Annotated in this window: 15 protein-coding genes; 9 read left to right on the top strand and 6 right to left on the bottom strand. The window is 64.9% G+C overall.

The genetic code is table 11. The features are described from left to right. Positions 1 to 6 precede the first annotated feature (6 nt). The 5 genes from ACA027_RS00835 (at position 7) to ACA027_RS00815 (ending at position 4,583) form a co-directional block, all read left to right on the top strand. Positions 7 to 996 carry a Bug family tripartite tricarboxylate transporter substrate binding protein gene (locus ACA027_RS00835; protein ID WP_370680525.1) on the top strand — a complete coding sequence of 330 codons (990 nt, stop codon included), beginning with the start codon at positions 7 to 9 and terminating at the stop codon, positions 994 to 996. Positions 997 to 1,190: 194 nt separating this feature from the next. Further along, positions 1,191 to 1,580: a Zn-ribbon domain-containing OB-fold protein gene (locus ACA027_RS00830; RefSeq protein WP_370680524.1), complete on the top strand. Its 390-nt coding sequence runs from the start codon at positions 1,191 to 1,193 to the stop codon at positions 1,578 to 1,580. Further along, positions 1,577 to 2,800, top strand: a complete 1,224-nt coding sequence (locus ACA027_RS00825; protein ID WP_370680523.1) for a thiolase — start codon at positions 1,577 to 1,579, stop codon at positions 2,798 to 2,800. The genes ACA027_RS00830 and ACA027_RS00825 overlap by 4 nt, the downstream gene beginning before the upstream one ends. Positions 2,801 to 2,991: 191 nt before the next feature. Then, the gene (locus ACA027_RS00820) at positions 2,992 to 4,152 is read left to right on the top strand and encodes an acyl-CoA dehydrogenase family protein (protein ID WP_370680522.1); all 1,161 of its coding nucleotides are present in this window, start codon (positions 2,992 to 2,994) and stop codon (positions 4,150 to 4,152) included. Then, positions 4,149 to 4,583 carry a PaaI family thioesterase gene (locus tag ACA027_RS00815; RefSeq protein ID WP_370680521.1) on the top strand — a complete coding sequence of 145 codons (435 nt, stop codon included), beginning with the start codon at positions 4,149 to 4,151 and terminating at the stop codon, positions 4,581 to 4,583. Before ACA027_RS00820 ends, ACA027_RS00815 begins: the two co-directional genes overlap by 4 nt. A gap of 92 nt (positions 4,584 to 4,675) precedes the next feature. Here the strand turns inward: ACA027_RS00815 and ACA027_RS00810 are convergent, their stop codons facing one another. Beyond that, on the bottom strand, positions 4,676 to 5,599 hold the full coding sequence (locus tag ACA027_RS00810; RefSeq protein WP_370680520.1) for a LysR substrate-binding domain-containing protein: 924 nt from the start codon (positions 5,597 to 5,599) through the stop codon (positions 4,676 to 4,678). Positions 5,600 to 5,771: 172 nt separating this feature from the next. Here ACA027_RS00810 and ACA027_RS00805 point away from each other — a divergent pair, with 172 nt between their 5' ends. Beyond that, positions 5,772 to 7,055, top strand: coding sequence for a CaiB/BaiF CoA transferase family protein (locus ACA027_RS00805; protein ID WP_370680519.1), 1,284 nt, complete (start codon positions 5,772 to 5,774; stop codon positions 7,053 to 7,055). A 33-nt stretch (positions 7,056 to 7,088) separates the two neighbouring features. Here ACA027_RS00805 and ACA027_RS00800 read toward each other — a convergent pair whose 3' ends face one another. After that, entirely contained in the window at positions 7,089 to 9,098 is a 2,010-nt protein-coding gene (locus ACA027_RS00800; RefSeq protein WP_370680518.1) for a 7TM diverse intracellular signaling domain-containing protein, read from the bottom strand. 85 nt (positions 9,099 to 9,183) lie between these two features. Here ACA027_RS00800 and ACA027_RS00795 point away from each other — a divergent pair, with 85 nt between their 5' ends. The 3 genes from ACA027_RS00795 (at position 9,184) to ACA027_RS00785 (ending at position 13,790) form a co-directional block, all read left to right on the top strand. Then, positions 9,184 to 9,873 (top strand): response regulator transcription factor, encoded by a 690-nt coding sequence (locus ACA027_RS00795; protein WP_370680517.1) that lies wholly within the window; start codon positions 9,184 to 9,186, stop codon positions 9,871 to 9,873. Positions 9,874 to 10,072: 199 nt separating this feature from the next. After that, positions 10,073 to 12,877: an autotransporter domain-containing protein gene (locus ACA027_RS00790; protein ID WP_370680516.1), complete on the top strand. Its 2,805-nt coding sequence runs from the start codon at positions 10,073 to 10,075 to the stop codon at positions 12,875 to 12,877. A 73-nt stretch (positions 12,878 to 12,950) separates the two neighbouring features. Next, entirely contained in the window at positions 12,951 to 13,790 is an 840-nt protein-coding gene (locus tag ACA027_RS00785) for an alpha/beta hydrolase (RefSeq protein ID WP_370680514.1), read from the top strand. A 23-nt stretch (positions 13,791 to 13,813) separates the two neighbouring features. Here the strand turns inward: ACA027_RS00785 and ACA027_RS00780 are convergent, their stop codons facing one another. The 4 genes from ACA027_RS00780 to ACA027_RS00765 form a co-directional block, all read right to left on the bottom strand. Continuing rightward, a complete protein-coding gene (locus ACA027_RS00780; protein WP_370680513.1) occupies positions 13,814 to 14,812 on the bottom strand; it encodes a porin in 999 nt (332 codons plus the stop codon). Positions 14,813 to 15,134: 322 nt separating this feature from the next. Next, a complete protein-coding gene (locus tag ACA027_RS00775) occupies positions 15,135 to 16,538 on the bottom strand; it encodes a formimidoylglutamate deiminase (RefSeq protein ID WP_370680512.1) in 1,404 nt (467 codons plus the stop codon). A 28-nt stretch (positions 16,539 to 16,566) separates the two neighbouring features. Beyond that, positions 16,567 to 17,829, bottom strand: a complete 1,263-nt coding sequence (hutI, locus tag ACA027_RS00770; protein ID WP_370680511.1) for an imidazolonepropionase — start codon at positions 17,827 to 17,829, stop codon at positions 16,567 to 16,569. A 42-nt stretch (positions 17,830 to 17,871) separates the two neighbouring features. Continuing rightward, positions 17,872 to 18,450, bottom strand: a complete 579-nt coding sequence (locus ACA027_RS00765) for a HutD family protein (protein ID WP_370682666.1) — start codon at positions 18,448 to 18,450, stop codon at positions 17,872 to 17,874. Positions 18,451 to 18,463 lie beyond the last annotated feature (13 nt).

Genomic DNA, 18,463 nt, shown 5'->3' with positions numbered 1-18,463 from the left:
ACCCCCATGCCATCCCACGCTATATCCCTGACCCGCCGCCAGCTGCTGGCCACGGCCGCCCTCAGCCCCCTGGGCACCACCGCCTGGGCCCAGACCAGCCCCTGGCCTGCCAGGGCGGTGAAATTCACCGTGCCTTTCCCACCCGGTGGCCCGGTGGACACCACGGCGCGCATCTTCACGCAAAAGCTGGCCACGATGTGGAGCCAGCCCACCATCATCGACAACCGCGCCGGCGCGGGCGGCGTGGTGGGCGCGGCTGTTGCGGCCAAAGAGCCCGCCGACGGCTACAACTTCTTCGTCGCCTCCATCCACCATACCGTCAACCCCTGGCTGATGGGCAAGCTGTCCTATGACATTGAAAAAGACTTTGTCCCCGTCAGCTTTGCGGCCATGTTCCCGGTGTTTCTGGTGGCCCATTCCTCGGTGCCGGTGAACAACGTCAAGGAGCTGATTGCCCTGTCCAAAAAGGGCACAGTGCTCAGCTATGGCTCCTCGGGCAATGGCGGCGGCACCCACCTGGCCGGCGAGCTGTTCAACATGGAGGCCGGCACCCAGCTGCAGCACATTCCCTACAAGGGCAGCGCCCCCGCCATGACGGATTTGCTGGGCGGGCAGATCCAGCTGATGTTTGCCGATGCCCCCTCGGCCCTGCAGCACATCAAGACCGGCCGCATCAAGGTGCTGGGCGTGGCCAGCAAAAAGCGCTCGGACATGCTGCCCCAGGTGCCAACCATTGCCGAGTCCGGTGGCCTGCCCCACTACGAGGCCTATTCCTGGGCCGCGCTGTTTGCGCCAGCCAAGACGCCGGAGGCCGTTCTGGCCAAGCTGAACGCCGACTTCAACCAGGCCTTGAGCGACCCGGCCGTGAAGGCCCGCCTGCTGGAGGCCGGTGCCGAAGGCGATCCGGGTACGGCCGAAGACCTGCGCCAGCGCCTGAAAAGCGAGCTGCAGAAGTGGAAGAAGGTGATACAGACCGCGGGCATCAAGGCCGGCTGATCCCGTGCCATCGGCTGCAAAGGCCAGGGAAAACTTTGCCCCATCCCCAAGCGCAGGGGATGGTGGCCTCCGGCGGCGTGCCCCCACCACCATCGCCTGCTTCTCGGCGAAGACGGTGTTTCAGATTCACGAATTGAGGCCAGGGCACTATGCAGGCATGCTGTTCACAGAACAAGGAGACCGAAAGCCTCACCATGCACTTAAGCGCACAGACCCACTACCAGGCCGAGCTGGATGCCGGCCGCTTCGCCATCCAGCAATGCACGGCCTGCAAGCAGCATGTATTCACCCCGCGTGAGCTGTGCCCGCACTGCGGCGCCAGCCCGCTGCGCTGGGTGCGCCCCAGCGGCCAGGGCACGGTGTATTCAACTACCACCATTGCCCGCAAACCCGAAGCCGGCGGCGACTACAACGTGGCCTTGATCGATCTGGATGAAGACGTGCGCATGATGGGCCGCGTCGAAGGCATTGCACCCGAGCGCGTGCAGATCGGCATGCGCGTCAGCGCCCAGGTGACGCCGCACAACGGCAAGGGCCTGGTCGTCTTCCGCCCTGCCGCCAACGCCCCGGGAGACACCGCATGAACCCCGCTTTGCAAGTGCCCCAGTCCAGCCTGGACGCCGCTGCCGTGAACCGCACCCTGCGTGGCAAGGTGGCCATTGCCGGCGCCGCCACCTATGGCTGCGGCGAGGCCCCCGGCATGGACGATATGACGCTGCTGGTGCGCGCCGCCTACGCGGCCGTGGCCGATGCCGGCCTGACCATGCAGGACATCGACGGCATTGCCACCTGCAGCGTCACGGCCAGCATGTGGGCCATGCCCGTGATCGAGCACCTGGGCATCAACCCCAGCTACATCGACGGCACCATGCTGGGCGGCAGCAGCTTTGTGGCCCATTTGCTGCCCGCCATGCGCGCCCTGGAAGCCGGCCAGTGCAAGGCCGTGCTGATCTGCTACGGCAGCGCCCAGCGCTCCGGCGCCGCAGGCCGCAAGGACATCGTGGCCGCGCGCCGTGCCATGGACCCCCAGCCCTACGAGCACCCCTATGACCCGCTGCTGCCGGCCTCGGCCTACGCGCTGGCGGCCCAGCGTCATATGCACCAGTACGGTACCACGCGCGAGCAGCTGGCCGAGGTGGCGGTGGCGGCCCGCGCCTGGGCCCAGCTCAACCCCGAAGCCTTTATGCGCGACCCGCTCACCATCGACGAGGTGCTGAAGGCACGCATGGTCTCCAGCCCCTTGGGGGTGCGCGACTGCTGCCTGGTCACCGATGGGGCCGGTGCCATCGTGCTCACCCGTGCGGACCGCGCCAAGGACCTGGCCCAGCCCCCCGTCTACATCCTGGGCAATGCCACGGCCTGCTGGAACCGCCAGATCTCCTGCATGCCCGACCTGACCGTGACCTCGGCCACGCAATCCGGCCAGCAGGCCTTTGCCATGGCGGGGCTGACACCGGCCGATATGGACATGGCCCAGCTGTATGACGCCTTCACCATCAACACCATCTTGTTCCTGGAAGACCTGGGGTTTTGCAAGAAAGGGGAAGGCGGCGCCTTTGTCGAAAACGGAGGCATTGCGCCGGGCGGCCGCCTGGCCGTGAACACCAATGGCGGTGGCCTGTCCTGCGTACACCCCGGCATGTATGGCGTCTTCCTGCTGATCGAGGCCGTGCGCCAGCTGCGTGGCCAGGCCGGCCAGCGCCAGCTGGAGCGCCACCGCACGGCCGTGGTGCATGGCAACGGCGGCACGCTGTCCAGCCAAGCCACGGCGGTTCTGGGAACGGCGGAGGCCCTCACCCCCTGAGTCGCTGCGCGCCTTCCCCCTCTCTCGCTTCGCGGGAGGGGGACGACAGCCTCGCGGCGGGGCGGCCCTTGCTCGCTGTCCCTGACTTTGGGTTGCGCCAGTTTTTTACTTCACGGGCATCACTTGTTTGGTGGTTTTCAAAGTTACCCACTGGGCAAGACATGCCAATACTGAGACAAGGAATAAATCACATGATTCGCGACCCCGAAACCCTTGAAGCCCTGCTCGACAGCGTGCGCCGCTTTGTGCGCGAGCGCCTGGTGCCCGCCGAAAACGAGGTGGCAGAGACCGACGAAATCCCCGAAGCCATCGTGCAGGAAATGCGCGATCTGGGCCTGTTTGGCCTGACCATTCCCGAGCAGTTCGGCGGTCTGGAGCTGACCATGGAGGAAGAGGTGCGCGTGCTGCTGGAGCTGTGCCAGACCGCACCGGCTTTTCGTTCCGTCATCGGCACCACCGTGGGCATTGGATCGCAAGGCATTTTGATGGATGGCACGCCCGAGCAGCAGGCGCAGTGGCTGCCCAAGCTGGCCACCGGTGAGGTCATAGCCTCGTTCGCACTGACCGAGCCCGAGGCCGGCTCGGATGCAGCCTCGCTGCGCACCACGGCCATCAAGAACGGCGACCACTACATCGTCAACGGCACCAAGCGCTTCATCACCAATGCACCCCATGCCGGTATGTTCACGCTGATGGCCCGCACCAACCCTGAGGACAAGGGCGCGGGTGGCGTGTCCTCCTTCATCGTCGACGCCAAATCCCCCGGCATCAGCTTTGGCAAATACGACAAGAAGATGGGCCAGCGCGGCGCCCACACCTGCGATGTGATCTTTGACAACGTCAAGGTGCCGGCCGCCAACCTCATCGGCCTGCAGGAAGGCAAGGGCTTCAAGACCGCCATGAAGGTGCTGGAAAAAGGCCGCATCCACATTGCCGCCGTGGCCGTGGGCTGCGCCAAGCGCATTCTGCGCGACGCCCTGCAGTACGCGCTGGAGCGCAAGCAGTTCGGCCAGGCGATTTGCGACTTTCAGCTGGTGCAGGCAATGCTGGCCGACAGCCAGGCCGAGCTGTATGCCGCCGAGTGCATGACGGTTGACGCCGCCCGCCGCCGCGACGATGGCTGCAATGTGTCCACCGAGGCCTCCAGCGCCAAGATGTTTGCCACCGAAATGTGCGGCCGCGTGGCCGACCGCGCGGTGCAGATTCTGGGCGGATCGGGCTATATGTCGGAATACGGCATAGAGCGCTTTTACCGCGATGTGCGCCTGTTCCGCCTGTACGAAGGCACGACGCAGATCCAGCAAATCATCATTGCCCGCAACATGGTGCGCGAAGCCCGCGCCAACGCATGAGCGCCAAAACTCCAGCCCCCACACCGGCCCAGGAGCGCAGCGCCTTTATGCGCCTGCTGGGCGCCAGCCAGGTGGCCGATGCACCACCCGGCAAGGTGCAGGTACGGCTGCCCGAATTGCGCGAGGAACTGCTCAACCAGCTGCCCGCCGCCCACGGCGGCGTGCTGATGAGCCTGCTCGATTCCGTGATGTCACGCGCCGCTGGCGCACTGCCAGATGCCCCGTCGCAAACCGCTGTGACGGTAGAGATGAGCAGCCGCTTTCACCGCCCCGGTCGCGGCGGTTTGCTGGCCGAAGGCTGGGTGGTGCAGGCCAGCCGCAGCCTGTGCAGCTGCGCCGCCCAGATCACCGACGCGCAGGGCACGCTGGTGGCCACCGCACAGGGCACGTTCAAGTACTGGTTGGCGCCGACCACGTTGGATAAAAAGTGAGTAGCGATCGCTGATAAATAGCCGACCTACAAACTAAACAGCTTGAAGATCGGCTTGTCATACGCACAGCGTGCTCTGGTTTTAGAAGACGCTTAAAGCATCTCGTCGGTATCAGGTGTTCCCGCCGCATCCATCACCAGCAACTCCACCAGCTCCTTGGCAAAGCTGGGCAGCGCATCCAGGCTGCGCATGCAGATCTGCATATCGCGCACCGACCAGGCATCCGACAGCGGCACGATGGCGATGTCCATGGAGGCCGCGTGGCGGCTGGCGGCAGACTCCGGCAGCACGCCCACGCCCACGCCGGACTCGATCATGCGGCAGGCCGTCTCGAAGTTGCCCACCTGGATGCGCAGCTTGATGGGCTTGTGCAGCTGGTCCGAGGCCTGGCGCAGAAAAGCGTGGATGGCGCTGGATTCGTGCAGGCCCACATAGTCCAGGTCCAGCGTGTCGGCAAACGCCAGCTGCATCACCCCGTCCAGGGCATGGCCCTTGGGCACCACCAGCACCAGCCTGTCCTTGCGGTAGGGCAGGGTCTCCAGGTTCTCGGTGCGCACCAGGCCGGCCACGATGCCGATGTCGGTCTGCCCCTCGGTCACGGCACGCACGATATCGTGGGACAGGCGCTCGCGCAGGTCCACGTTCACATCGGGGTTGCGGCCCAGAAACTCGCGCAGCACCGGCGGCAGGAATTCGCTCAGCGAAGTGGTGTTGGCATACACGCGCAAATGGCCCTTGATGCCGCGCACATACTCCTGCATGTCACCGCGCAAATGTTCGATCTGGCTGAGCACCATGCGGGCATGGGTGACAAAAGCCTGGCCGGGTGGCGTCAGCGTCACGCCCTGGCTGGTGCGGTAGAGCAGCTTGGTGCCAATGCTGTCTTCCAGGTTCTTGATGCGCGTGCTGGCGGCGGGCAGCGAGATGCAGGAGAGCTCGGCACCGCGGGTCATGCTGTTGGCCTCCGCGATATGGGTCATCAGGCGCAGGTCTACGAGGTCAAAGTGCATGGACATGCGCTGCATTGTAAGAACGCAGCAAGCTATCGGCTGTCGCGCATTGGCGCGGAGATGCACGGTATGAACCGCCGTCCCGGGCAAACCCGGCATTCCACAAATGCGAAACACGCAGCGGCCCGGCTTGCCTACGATGGCTGCCAGCCCCCCTCTTCGGACCTGAGCTTTTTCCATGACTGCTGCTGCCCCTGCCTCTTCTGCCACCACCCGCACAGGCGCTCTGAGCCATCTGCGTGTGCTGGATCTTTCCCGCGTGCTTGCCGGCCCCTGGTGCACACAGAATCTGGCCGATATGGGGGCCGATGTCATCAAGATCGAAAAGCCCGGCGAGGGCGATGACACCCGCCACTGGGGTCCGCCCTTTTTTGCCGATGCACAGGGCGATGCGTCCGAGCATGCCTGCTACTTCGCGGCCTGCAATCGCAACAAGCGCTCGGTCACAGTGGACATGGCCACCACAGAGGGCCAGGCCATCATTCGCGCACTGGCCAAGGACAGCGACATCGTGGTGGAGAACTTCAAGACCGGCGGCCTGCAGCGCTACGGTCTGGACTACGCCAGTCTGTCTGCCCTCAACCCCCGTTTGATTTACTGCTCGGTCACCGGCTTTGGCCACACCGGCCCCTACGCGCCGCGTGCCGGCTATGACCTGCTGATCCAGGCCATGAGCGGCTTGATGAGCATCACCGGCCGTGCCGATACGGAGCCCGGCGGCGGCCCTTTGCGTGTGGGTGTGGCGGTAATCGATTTGTTCACAGGCATGTATGCCACCAGTGCCATCCTGAGCGCGCTGGAAGCGCGCCACCACACCGGCCGCGGCCAGCATATCGACATGGCGCTGCTGGACGTGGCCATGGCCGTGCTGGCCAACCAGGGCGCAGGCTTTTTGAACACCGGCAATATTCCCGGCCGCCAGGGCAACACCCACCCCAGCGTGGTGCCCTACCAGGACTTCCCCACGGCCGACGGCAATATGCTGCTGGCCATTGGCAACGACGGCCAGTTCGCACGTTTTTGCGAGGCCGCCGGTGTGGAGTGGCACCAGGACGCGCGCTTCACCACCAATGCGGGGCGCGTCATCCACCGGGGCGAGATGGTGGCGATGATGACGGCGCTGACCCGCAGCCGCAGCACGGCCGACTGGATCGCCCTGCTCGAGTCCCGCGCCGTGCCCTGCGGGCCCATCAACAACATCCGCCAGGCCTTTGACGACCCCCATGTGCAGGCGCGTGGCCTGCGCATCACGCAGCAGCGTTACCCGGACGGCCAGATGCCGGAAGGCGAGTTCATCAACCAAGTCACTACCACGTCCAGCCCTCTGCGCCTGTCCGACACCCCGGCCACGCTGCGCTACGCGCCACCGGCCCTGGGCCAGCACACCGAGGAAGTGCTGCGCGAAAGACTGCAGCTTGACGCAGCCCAGCTGCAGGCGCTGCGCGACAAGAACGTGCTCTAGATTTTTGGCACGCACACGGTGTGACTCAGCCCCTCACTCAGACCGGTTGGAGGGAAGCCAGAGACTGAATGTGATGCGGCCCGCTCCACCGGCCTCTTCCAGCCACACCTTGCCTCCATGGCTTTGGGCAATCTGCTGGACCAGATACAGGCCCAGCCCTGCGCCAGGGCGGTGTTGGGCCAGCCGACCTCGGAAGTATTTCAGGAACAGGCGCGGCACTTCTTCCAACGGAATGGCGTCGCCACCATGGCGCACATGAATGTGAATGCCTGAATCGGAAGCGCTCTCAGCATGCAGCAGCACCTCGCTTTCAGGTGGTGCATGGCGGTCGGCGTTGGCCAGCAGATTGCGCAGTGCCACCTTCATCAGCTCCGGGTCGCAGTACACGCGCTCCGGCAATATGCCGCAGTCCAGCCTCACCCGCCCTTGCGGCCACTCCTTGGCCAACGCATCCAGCAGTTCCACGAGATGGCAGGATCGGGGTGAGAACGACGGCGTCGCCGCATCCATGCGGTCTGCGGCCAGGTACTGGTCCACCATGTCCGACATGCGCCGCGTGGTGTTGCGCAGGTTCTGGCAGCGCACCAGCACCTCATCCCGGGAGGCCTGGGGATTGCGTGCAATCTGCTGGGCCGTCATGTTGATGATGGCCAACGGGGTTCTGAACTCATGGGACACCATGGCCACAAAGCTGCGCTGCTCTTCCTTGGCGCGGCGTTCGGTGTCCAGCGAGCTGCGTAGCTCGTTTTCCAGCAGCTTGCGGCGCTCGATTTCATGCTCCAGATCGGCCGTGCGCACGGCCACCTCTTCTTCCAGACCTTCGTTGAGCCTGCGCACCGCCTGCATGGTCTGCTCCTGGGCTTGGGCGGCCTGCTTGCGCAAGCCGTCATAGCGGGCGTGCAGTCGCATGCTCATGGCCAGCATATGGATCAACGTGCCGAACGAGGCCGCATTGATGGTCCAGAAATTCGAGGGCAGCACCGAAAGGTTGCGCATGAAGCTGACCACGATGCCCGCGTAGTAAATACCAAAGGCAAACAGAAAAAAACGGGCGGGTCGGTGGCCTTGCTGCAGCAAATACAGGCTGAGACCCAGCATCAATGCGATCAGCAACAGCGACAACAGCTGCGCCGGGACGACGCCCTGGGCATAACCCAGCGTCAGCACCAACCCCATGCACAACAGGCCAAGCAGGGCCACCGAGCCAGTCAATACACGGGAAAAGCGCGGCCAGACCGTGGCCATATCGAGCTGCAGCACCGCAAATTTGACCCCCACGATCAAGGCCATGCAGATGCTGCCCGCCAGCAAAAAGTCTGAGAGGGCACCTGGAAGCTGAAAAATCCACTGCGGGATTCCGGCGGTGAGCGTCTGTACCGTGAGGGCCAGCGCCACGTACAGCAAATACCAGCCGCTGTGCGCCTCCCGGGTCATGCGCCAGAAAAAAATGTGCAACACGATCAGCAGCACATAGCAGCCGAAATAAAGCCCGTGGAACAGCGCATCCTTGCGGGAGTCGTTGTCGAAGGCGTCCCGCTGCCAGACACCGACCGTGCTGGAGATGGCGTTGCGCGACTGAATGTGCAGCAGCAACACCACCTCCTGCTCCGCAGGCAGGTCCAGCGGAAACGAGGCATGACGCGTGTTGAGTGGCCACGCCGTGCGCGGCAGATCCTCTCCGGCCTGAAAGCGCAACCAGCCACCCGCTGGGGTGCGTTGGAACAGCTCCACCTGATCGAACAATGCATTGCTCAACGTCAACACCCATGCGGAGGGCGCTGCGGCGTCACGCCTTACCCGCAGCGAAAGCCAGAGGCTGTCCGTCGTATATCCCGCGCTAAGCTCACCCGGTAACGCCCGCCATGGCACATCGGCCAGAACCAGGTCTGGTTCCTCTTGGCCGGTGCGGTCCTGAAACAGGGACAATGCGCCCGTGCCCGAGATATGGGGAGTATCGGCTGTCAGCAGCAGCGCATGCTGGGCCCGAACACTCCATGGCATGCACAACCACAGCACCAGCACGAACAGGTAAGCACGTCTCATAGACCGCAAGCGTAGCACCCCGCAGCGGCCGTCCTGGCAGGGCGGCCCCTTCCAACCGACACGGCCTCTACGGCCCAGCGCCCTTATGGCAGCCCCCCTCATCCTGCTTGAAGACGAAGACATCCTGCGCCACGAACTGGCCGATTTTCTGGGCCAGACCGGCTGGATTGTCGACGCCGTCGCCAACCTGCAAACCTTCAGGGCATGCTATGCCCCGGCCCACCACCGGATTGCCGTCATAGACTTGGGCTTGCCCGATGGCGATGGCATGGACCTGGTCCGTGAGCTGCGCGCCAGCGGCAACCCTCTGGGCATCGTGGTGCTCACCGCGCGCAGCGCCGTGCCAGACCGAGTGATGGGCCTGGTGGAGGGCGCCGATCACTATCTGCCCAAGACGGCCGATCTGGATGAGATCGATGCCACGCTGGCAGCCCTGTCCCGCCGGCTGGAAAGCAGCTTCCCTACCAAGCCGGTCTGGTTGTTGGAGCAAGCCCCTCGACACCTGACACCGCCCGGCCACCCCCCTATTCCGCTGTCCCAGCAGGACTATCTGGTGCTGCATGCGGTCATGGCCCGCCAGGGGGGGCTGGTCAGCAGGCGGGACATCGTCACGGCACTGGGCGAGGACTTTTTCGCCTATGACCAACGCAGGTTGGATACCCAGATACGGCGTTTGCGCCGCAAGGTCGAAGTGGCCACAGGCATGGCCCTGCCACTCAATACGGCACGCAATGCAGGCTACTGCTTTTTTGCGTCCGTCACGATCCGGGCCTGATCCCCCTTTGAGATGCGATGGCCTGCCCCGGCCTCGCACACCCTCAACTGCCCACCCCATCAAGACCGTCGGAGATTGGCACAAGCCATGCAGACCACCATCGCAGAGGAGATTTCGCGCTCAGATTTGCTCAGTTTCAAAACGTAAGCCATCGATATTCTCCCCGGCCAAATCGTTACGCCAGCAGAGGGGGAGAAGCATGAACAAAATTCACAGCACCGTCTGGAGCCACGCGCGCCAGTGCTATGTCGTGGCCCATGAAAAAGCCGCCACGGGAGGCGGACCGGCCAGCACCGTGGCGGGTGCGCTCACTGCGGTGGCCCTGGTGCTGGGCACGGCCCCTGCACAGGCTGCTTGTGGTGCCAGCGACGGCAGTACGGTCCAGGTATCTGGCGCCCAAACCGGTAGCTGCACGCTCAGCAATGGCTCTGGCATCACCGTGGACGCCAGTGCCTCGGTCTCGGCCAGCGGCCTCTACGTCCCCGCCGTCGCAGTCAAGGGCTCAGGCACCACGGCGTCTGCCATCGTCAACCACGGCACACTCAAGGGCGATTCCACCGCGGCCATCGAGATCAACGGCGGCACGGCAGGCAATGGCATGACCTACCCCTACCCCAATCCGGGCGCCCATATCACCGGAGGCATCCTCAACCATGCGGGCGGCCTGATCCAATCACCGGGAACCAACAGTGCGGCCCTGAAGATCGTCAATGCCCAGGTGGACAACGGCATCGTCAACCACGGAACGATCCGGGCCACCAGCACCAAGGCCTTTCTGGCCAGCGCCCTGCTCCTGGAACACTCCACGGTCAACGGCGGCATCGTCAACACCGGGCTCATGGAAGGCAACGATGCCATCAGCATCTACAACGACAGCGTCATTCACGGTGGCATTCTCAATGAAGGCGTGATCCGTGGCGGCCTGGGCGGTGGCGCCGCCAGCTCCGGGCTGTATATCTGGAGCCCGTTGACCACCATCGATGGCGACATCATCAACCGCGGAACCATCGCAAACGCCAACCCGCGAGGCGGGCGTGGCATGCTGATCGAGGGCAGCACGGTCGCTGGAGGTATCGACAACAGCGGCACGATCCAGGCCCGTGGCCATGGTCTTGAGTTGCTGGGCGTTTCCATGGGCGGGCTGTCCGGCGTCAGCGGCAATGTCTCGATACGCAACACGGGCACCATCCAGACCGAAGACGCAGGCTGGGGCGATGAGTCGGGCATTCGGGTGGGCAACACCTTCAAGGCCTCACAACTGGGCGATATCGTCAACACCGGCACCATCCAAGGCTTTCGCTACGGCATCAACATTGACGGCAGCAACAGCAGCGTGGGCAATCTGCACAACAGCGGCGTGATCGGTGGCCGTGACTATGCCGTCTTTGTGGGAGGAACGGCGGAGTCCCCTGCGACACTCAGCCACATCTATATCGAAGGCAACGACAGCGCCAAGTTCCTGGGTGCCGTGTATGCGCCCAACACGCCGGTGACGGTCGCCTCGGACGCCAGCTACACCCTGCGCGATGGCAACCACTTCACCACGCCCAGCTTCACCAATGCCGGCACGCTCAAGGTGGGCGCCGACAGCACAGCCGCCATCACCGGCAACTTCACCACCACCGGCGTTTTCAGCCCCGCCGTGGCCGGCATGACCAGCTATGGCAAGGTCAATGTGTCTGGCACAGCAACGCTGGGAGGCGATGTCAGCGTCAATGTGCTCGGCATTCCCCAGCTCACTGCGGGCGCTGTGTTGAACGGCGTCATCCATGCAGATGCAGGCGTCACCGGCAGCTTTGCACAGGTGAAGACGAATTCCCTGCTCTTCAGTTTCGAGGGGGTCTACGACCCCAACGATTTCGGCCTGAAGATCATCGCGGCACAGAATGCTTCGGTACGGAGCAGCGTGGAGGAGCAACACAACACCCCCGGCCTGGGCGCCGCCGTGGTGCTGGACCAGGTGGTGCAGGGCAATGCTCCGGCCTGGGCCGAGGTGCGAACTGCGCTGGGACAGTTCAGCACCAGCCAGCAGGTATCGCAGGCCGTGAGCCAGACCCTGCCCACCATGCAAGGCGCCCTGTCGCAGGCCGGCGGCAATGTCTTGCGCAGCATGAACAAGGTGATCCAGTCGCGCATCGAATCCAATCTGGGCCTGTCCTCCGGAGACGCTGTGGCCGAGCGCCACCTCTGGGTGCGCGCCCTGGGCAACCATGGCAACCAGAACGACCGCAATGGCGCCTCCGGTTTTCGCTCCAACACCGCAGGCTTTATCGTCGGCGCCGATGCACCGGTGAATGACAAGCTCTTGCTGGGTGGCGCATTCACCTATGCCAAAAGCCAGATCAAGAGCAGTGCCAGCGCGGCCCGCAACCGTGTGGACGTGGACAGCTACGAGCTGGTCGGCTACGCCAGCTACCACCTGGGGCCCAAGACCGACCTCAATGCCCAGATCGATGTGGGGCAGAACCAGGCACAAAGCCGCCGGGACATTGCATTCATGGGCACGACGGCCTCGGCCGACTTCAACAGCCTGTCCTGGCATGGCAGCTTGGGCGTCGGCCACACCTTGGACCTGAGCGAGAAGACCAGCGTCACCCCTTCGCTGCGGGCTGACTACATGCACATGCGCACCCCTGGTTACGCGGAAAGCGGGGCCGGAGTGCTCAACCTGCAGGTGCAGGACAGCACCTACCGGGAGTTTCTGTTGTCGGCGGATGTGAAGTTTTCCCACCAGCTGAGCGACAGCCTGAAGCTGGTGGGCAATGGCGGCGTGGGCTACGATTTCATCAACAAGCAGGCCAAGACGGTGTCGACCTTCACGGGGGGGGGCGCAGCGTTTGAAGCCCTGGGTCTGGAGGTGTCACCTTGGGTCTTCCGACTTGGTCTGGGTCTGGTCAAGAACGACCGCAAGGGTGTGGAATACAGCCTGCGTTATGACGCAGAGGGACGCAGCTCCGGCTACTCCAACCACACGCTGTCGGCCAAGGCGCGTTGGGCGTTCTGAGACCGGGCAAGGTCTGACGGCCACCGGGGGCAGCCCCCGGTGGTTTTTCCATCCTCACCGGGCAGATCCATTTATGAGACTGTTGGGTTGCGCGCTGTTGCTGGCGCTGTGCAGCGGCTGCACCTCTATTCCCTCGCCTTCCGAGCGCTGGCAGGCGGCGGATGCTTTGGCCGGGCAGCAGGGCTGGCAGCATGAGCAACTGCGCGCCGGCGCCTTTCACCTGGCGCTGTGGCGACCGGCCTCCCTCGCCCAACAGCAGCGCCTGACGATTTATATTGAAGGCGATGGCTTTGCCTGGGTGACGCCTGCCATACCCTCTGCCGACCCTACGCCGCGCGACCCCGTGGCGTTGCGGCTGGCCCTGTTGCAGCCTCAAGGCCATGCGGTCTATTTGGCGCGGCCCTGCCAGTATGTTGATGCCGAACATACGGGATGCCCATCCATGTATTGGACGAACGCCCGTTTTTCGGAGGCGGTGATCACAGCCACCGACCAGGCCGTCGATGCACTCAAATCAGCCTATGCGGCCCAGCACATCACCTTGGTCAGCTACTCCGGCGGGGCCGCTGTGGCGGCCCTGGTCGCGGCCCGACGCCAGGATGTCGATCAGTTGGTCAGCGTGGCAGGCAACCTCGACCCCCATGGCTGGGTGCAACGCAAGGGGCTGGCGCCTCTGCGTGCATCGCTGAATCCGGTCGAACAAATCGCCCCGCTGGCTGGCATACGCCAGTGGCATTACACGGGCGGCCGCGATGCGGTGCTGCCGCCCGCACTGGCCCAAGATTTTGCACAGCGCTTTGCAGCAGCTCAGCGGCCCACAGTGGTGGTGTTGCCGGCGTTCGATCACCACTGCTGCTGGGCACAGCAATGGCCGGCTTTGTGGACGGCCATGGACCTTGGCGAGGCGCGCTGAAGGCGACCTGCCGCATGCGCGGTTTAAAACGCGTGCGCCATGCCCGCACCGAAAGCGGTGTGTGAGCTCTGGCCGGCAAAGCGCTGGTGGCCCAGACTGGTGTAGAGCATGGTGCGCTTGGAGAGCTTGTACTCGGCACCCAGCGAGGCCATTTTGTTGGTCACATCGCCGCTGCTTGCGTCCAGGTGCACGCGCTGCTGGCCGTAGCTGGCGCGCAGCGTGGTGGCGCCGATGTCATAGGTGCCGCCCACCGAAACCATGCGCGACTTGTCGCTCGAGTCGCCTGCCGTGCTGCGGTTGTAGCTGAGCAGTACGGCGGCGGCGCCAAAGCGGTATTTGCCGCCGGCAAACCAGTCCTTGTCGCCGCTGCCGTTGCGCTCATAGCCCAGCATGCCGGCCACGGGGCCCTGGTCGTAGTTCACCGCGGCCGAGGTGGCGCGGCCATCGCGGCCCGGGGCCTGGGTGCGTTCGGGCGAGGCGCTCAGGTGCACGGTGACACCGCCCCAGTTAGGCGAGTCATAAAAAATGCCGTTGGCCATGCGGCCGTATTCGGGGTCACCGTTGTTGCTGGCACGGTCCGTGGGCGAGAAGGTATGGGCCATATGCCAGGCCGTGGAGGCAATGCGGTTGACGTTGGAGAAGGCGTCGTACTTCCATTCCTGGCTCCACATGGCGCTCAGCGCGCGGCCCACACGCACATGACCCCAGCCGCTTTGCAGACCCACGGTGGATTCGTCATGCCAGAAGGGCTTGGAGCCCTGGCCCTCGGGGGCGCCCGTACCCATTTCGAAACGGGTGCTCAGGCGGAACGTGGCCTTGAGGCCGCCGCCCAACTCTTCCACACCGGCAAAGGCCAGGTTGCTGCGCTGGATGGTGCCCAGGCGGTTGGTCTTGTCGTAGTCGCGGTACATGCCGGCGTCCAGATAGCCGCTGACGGTGACCTGGGACTGGGCCGCAGCGGGCAAGGCAATGGCGGAGAAAATAACGGTGATGCCCAAAGGCAGGCGGAGGGATGGGTGCATCCTGGGGAGCTCCTGGTCTGAAAAATCGCGTGACGCCGTTTCCGCAGGAAACCGCGCCAGCAGGCGCTGCCGTAGGCAGCTGAGAGAAAAACCCGCCGTGCAGACAGTGGACGGGACGAGGACGGCGCCTGGAATAGAGGGTTCAGGAATCACAGGGGCCGCAAGGTCTGCGGCCATCCCGAACAAAAGGCGCCTGCGGGCCGCGCGAAGCGGCCCACGACGTGCATTGTAAAAACATGGGCGCCGCGCGCCATACGGAATGGCCCGGCATGCCGGTCACGCATAGCGAAGAAACCGGCCCGGCCACAGGGCCAGGGGCAGATCAAGGTGTTGTCAACAAACGCATTCGCGCCTGGACAAAAGCCTGTTGTGCCGTGGCGCGCAAAGCATGGCGCCCCTGCTGCACCCGCTGCTGGCCACCCACCCAGACCTGGTCCACGGCCGAGCTGCGGTGGCTGGCAAACACATGGCTGGCATGGGCGCTGTGGGCATCCAGGCCGGCCAGTGCCACATGGCTGTGGTCCAGCACCACAAAGTCCGCCTGCTGGCCCACAGCCAGGCCGGCAATGGGGCGTGCTGCGGCCTGGGCGCCACCGGCCACGGCCTGCAGCGTCATGGCCGTAGCCACCTGGGGCTGGGCATTGCTGCCCAGCACATTGCGCTGGCGCAGCGCCAGGCGCTGGCTGTATTCCAGCAGCAGCAGCTCTTCGGCCGCGTTTACCGTGGCATGGCTGTCCGAGCCCACACCCCAGCGCCCACCATGCTGCAGCCAGCGCGGCATGTCGAAAATGCCGTCTCCCAGATTGGCCTCGGTGCTGGGGCAGATGCCGGCCACCGCGCCGCTGCGGGCCGCCGCCATGTATTCGGTGGGCGTCATATGGGTGGCGTGGACCAGGCACCAGCGTGTGTCCACCGGCGCGTGCTCCATCAGCCATTGCACGGGGCGCTGGCCGCTCCATGCCATGCAGTCATCCACCTCCTGCAGCTGCTCGGCAATGTGGATGTGCACCGGCGCCTGGGGCGAGAGTGCATGCAGGCCGGCCACGGCCTGGTGCAGGCTGTCGGCCGGCACGGCACGCAGCGAATGCGGGGCCAGGCCCAAAACCGCGTTTTGCGCTTGTGCAGCGGGCAACAGGCGCTGCAATAAACGCAGCATGTTGTCGGTGCTGCGAATAAAGCGCGCCTGGTCGGCGCGCGGCGGCTGGCCACCAAAACCGCTGCTCTGGTAGAGCACGGGCAGCAGCGTCATGCCCATGCCGGTGCGCTGTGCCGCACGCAGCAGGGCCAGCGACAGCGCGGCGTCATCGGCATAGGGCTGGCCGCCTGTGTCGTGGTGCACATAGTGGAACTCGCAGACCGCGGTATAGCCCGCCTCCAGCATCTCCAGATACAACCAGGTGGCAATGGCTTCCAGCGCTTCGGGCGTGATGCGGTTGGCAAAGTCATACATGAGGTTGCGCCAGCTCCAGAAGCTGTCCTGGGCCTGGCCGCGGAACTCTGTCAAACCGGCAAAGGCGCGCTGAAAGGCATGGGAGTGCAGATTGGGCATGCCCGGAATCACAGGCCCTGCAGCCTGTGCCACACCGGCCGGTGCGGCCTGATCGGCCTGCACCTCCACCAGCTGGCCGCGGGCATTCCAGCGCAGCAGCACATGGCGCGCCCAGCCCGTGGGCAGCAAGGCATCGGTGGCAAACAGGGCATGGCGGGTAGCGGGGATATGGCTCATAAACACATGGTGAGAAGAAGACAAAACATCAGGCCCGCGCTGCTGCACGGCGGGCAATACGCCCCTGGCGCACGATGGTGCAGTCCGGCTTGGCACCCAGCCAGTAGGCCAGTTCGGCCGCATGCTGCACCGGCCACAGCACAAAGTTGGCGGGGCGGCCTGCGGCCAGCAGACCTTGCTCGTCCTGCAAGCCCAGGGCCTGGGCTGCATGGGTGGTGATGCCGGCCAGGGCCTCGGGCACGGTGAGTCTGAACAACGTGCAAGCCATATTCGCCATCAGCAGCAGGCTCAAGGCCGGCGAGGTGCCGGGGTTGTGGTCGGTGGATACGGCCATGGGCACGCCGGCCGCACGCAGGGCCGCAATCGGCGGCACTTGCGTGTCACGCAGCGTGTAGAAGGCGCCGGGCAGCAGCACGGCCACGGTGCCGGCCTGGCACATGGCCGCAATGCCTTGGGCCGAGAGATGTTCGATATGGTCGCAAGACAAGGCGCCGTAGCGCGCAGCCAGGGCCGCGCCTTCCATGTTGGAGAGCTGCTCGGCATGCAGCTTGACCGGCAGGCCCAGGGCCTTGGCGGCCTGGAACACCTGCTCGGTCTCGGCCAGGGAAAACGCAATGCGCTCGCAAAACACATCCACCGCATCCACCAGGCCTTCGGCGGCCAGGGCGGGCAGCATCTGCTGGCACACCAGGTCTATGTAATCCTGGCTGCGGCCCGCGTATTCGGGCGGCAGCGCATGGGCACCCAAAAACGTGGTGCGCACGGTCACGCCGCAGGCCTGGCCCAGGCGCCGCGCCACGCGCAGCTGCTTGCGCTCGTGCGCCAAACTCAGGCCATAGCCGGATTTGATTTCAATGGCCGTCACGCCCTCGTCCAGCAACTGCTGCAAACGCGGCAGGGCAGCGGCGAACAGCGCGTCTTCCGTGGCCTCGCGGGTGTGCTGCACGCTGGAGACAATGCCGCCGCCGGCGCGCGCTATGTCTTCATAGCTGGCACCCGCCAGGCGCATGGCGAATTCGTTGGCGCGCTCGCCGCCATAAACCAAATGGGTGTGGCAGTCCACCAGGCCGGGGGTGACCAGCATTTGCTGTCCATCGTGCACGGGCAGCGAGGCATAGGCGGCAGGCACGGCGGCCTGCGGCCCCACCCATACCACCCGGCCTTGCTGCACCACGATGCAAGCCGGCTCCTGCTCGGCCACGACCTGATCGGCCTGAAACAAGCCAGGGGCCAGGCGCACGGGCTGCCAGCGGCCGTCGGCGCTAGCGTGTGGGTCAGATTCAAAATTCATAGCATGCATTGCAATCAGGTAAAGCGTGAGAAGCGCCTGGACTCAAGGCTGGGCCGGGTGGAGTGCCACATGCACCAAACGGGCATCACCAGATTGCGGCACCAGCAATCCGCTGCCGGCATCTGACGCCGACCACCAGCAACCCTGGCCGGGCAGCAAGGGCGGCGCCGCACTGGCGCGCCGCCATTGCCCTTGCAACACCATGACCAGGCCGGCCGGGCTGACACCCAGCAACTGGGCTTGTTGCACCACCTGGACCTGGGCGCTCCACAGGCCGCGCCGGGTCATGACATTGAAGTCGGTGGAAGGTCCACCCAACAGGCTGCAGGAAAGCGCCACATCGCCGGCAAAGGCAAAAGGCTGCCAGCGCTGCGCAAGCGCATGGTCTATGCCTGCTGCACTGCTGTGCAGCTGCACGCCATCGCCCTCCAGCAGCATGATGTGCCGGTCTATGCCGGGGAAGACGGAGAACGGGCCTGCCTTTGCAATCTCGGCCACGCTGATGCGCCAGCCAAAGTCGTCCAGGCCCGCGCCCCGGGGCCCGCAGGCAATCTCACGCGTGCTGCCGCCTCCGTTTTTCCAGCGCGTGGGCACGATCTGCTGCCAATCAAAGCCGTGCATGGTTTGCGCTTCC

Origin of the sequence: Comamonas sp. GB3 AK4-5 (assembly GCF_041320665.1) — a bacterium.
Taxonomy (GTDB): domain Bacteria; phylum Pseudomonadota; class Gammaproteobacteria; order Burkholderiales; family Burkholderiaceae_C; genus Comamonas.
Note: the sequence above shows the minus strand (reverse complement) of the source record. Positions and strands in the feature narration are given on the sequence as shown.

Coding starts and splice junctions, on each gene's coding strand:
- ACA027_RS00835 (WP_370680525.1), top strand. CDS start 7: ATGCCATCCCACGCTATATCCCTGACCCGCCGCCAGCTGCTGGCCACG.
- ACA027_RS00830 (WP_370680524.1), top strand. CDS start 1,191: ATGCACTTAAGCGCACAGACCCACTACCAGGCCGAGCTGGATGCCGGC.
- ACA027_RS00825 (WP_370680523.1), top strand. CDS start 1,577: ATGAACCCCGCTTTGCAAGTGCCCCAGTCCAGCCTGGACGCCGCTGCC.
- ACA027_RS00820 (WP_370680522.1), top strand. CDS start 2,992: ATGATTCGCGACCCCGAAACCCTTGAAGCCCTGCTCGACAGCGTGCGC.
- ACA027_RS00815 (WP_370680521.1), top strand. CDS start 4,149: ATGAGCGCCAAAACTCCAGCCCCCACACCGGCCCAGGAGCGCAGCGCC.
- ACA027_RS00810 (WP_370680520.1), bottom strand. CDS start 5,599: ATGTCCATGCACTTTGACCTCGTAGACCTGCGCCTGATGACCCATATC.
- ACA027_RS00805 (WP_370680519.1), top strand. CDS start 5,772: ATGACTGCTGCTGCCCCTGCCTCTTCTGCCACCACCCGCACAGGCGCT.
- ACA027_RS00800 (WP_370680518.1), bottom strand. CDS start 9,098: ATGAGACGTGCTTACCTGTTCGTGCTGGTGCTGTGGTTGTGCATGCCA.
- ACA027_RS00795 (WP_370680517.1), top strand. CDS start 9,184: ATGGCAGCCCCCCTCATCCTGCTTGAAGACGAAGACATCCTGCGCCAC.
- ACA027_RS00790 (WP_370680516.1), top strand. CDS start 10,073: ATGAACAAAATTCACAGCACCGTCTGGAGCCACGCGCGCCAGTGCTAT.
- ACA027_RS00785 (WP_370680514.1), top strand. CDS start 12,951: ATGAGACTGTTGGGTTGCGCGCTGTTGCTGGCGCTGTGCAGCGGCTGC.
- ACA027_RS00780 (WP_370680513.1), bottom strand. CDS start 14,812: ATGCACCCATCCCTCCGCCTGCCTTTGGGCATCACCGTTATTTTCTCC.
- ACA027_RS00775 (WP_370680512.1), bottom strand. CDS start 16,538: ATGAGCCATATCCCCGCTACCCGCCATGCCCTGTTTGCCACCGATGCC.
- hutI (WP_370680511.1), bottom strand. CDS start 17,829: ATGAATTTTGAATCTGACCCACACGCTAGCGCCGACGGCCGCTGGCAG.
- ACA027_RS00765 (WP_370682666.1), bottom strand. CDS start 18,450: ATGCACGGCTTTGATTGGCAGCAGATCGTGCCCACGCGCTGGAAAAAC.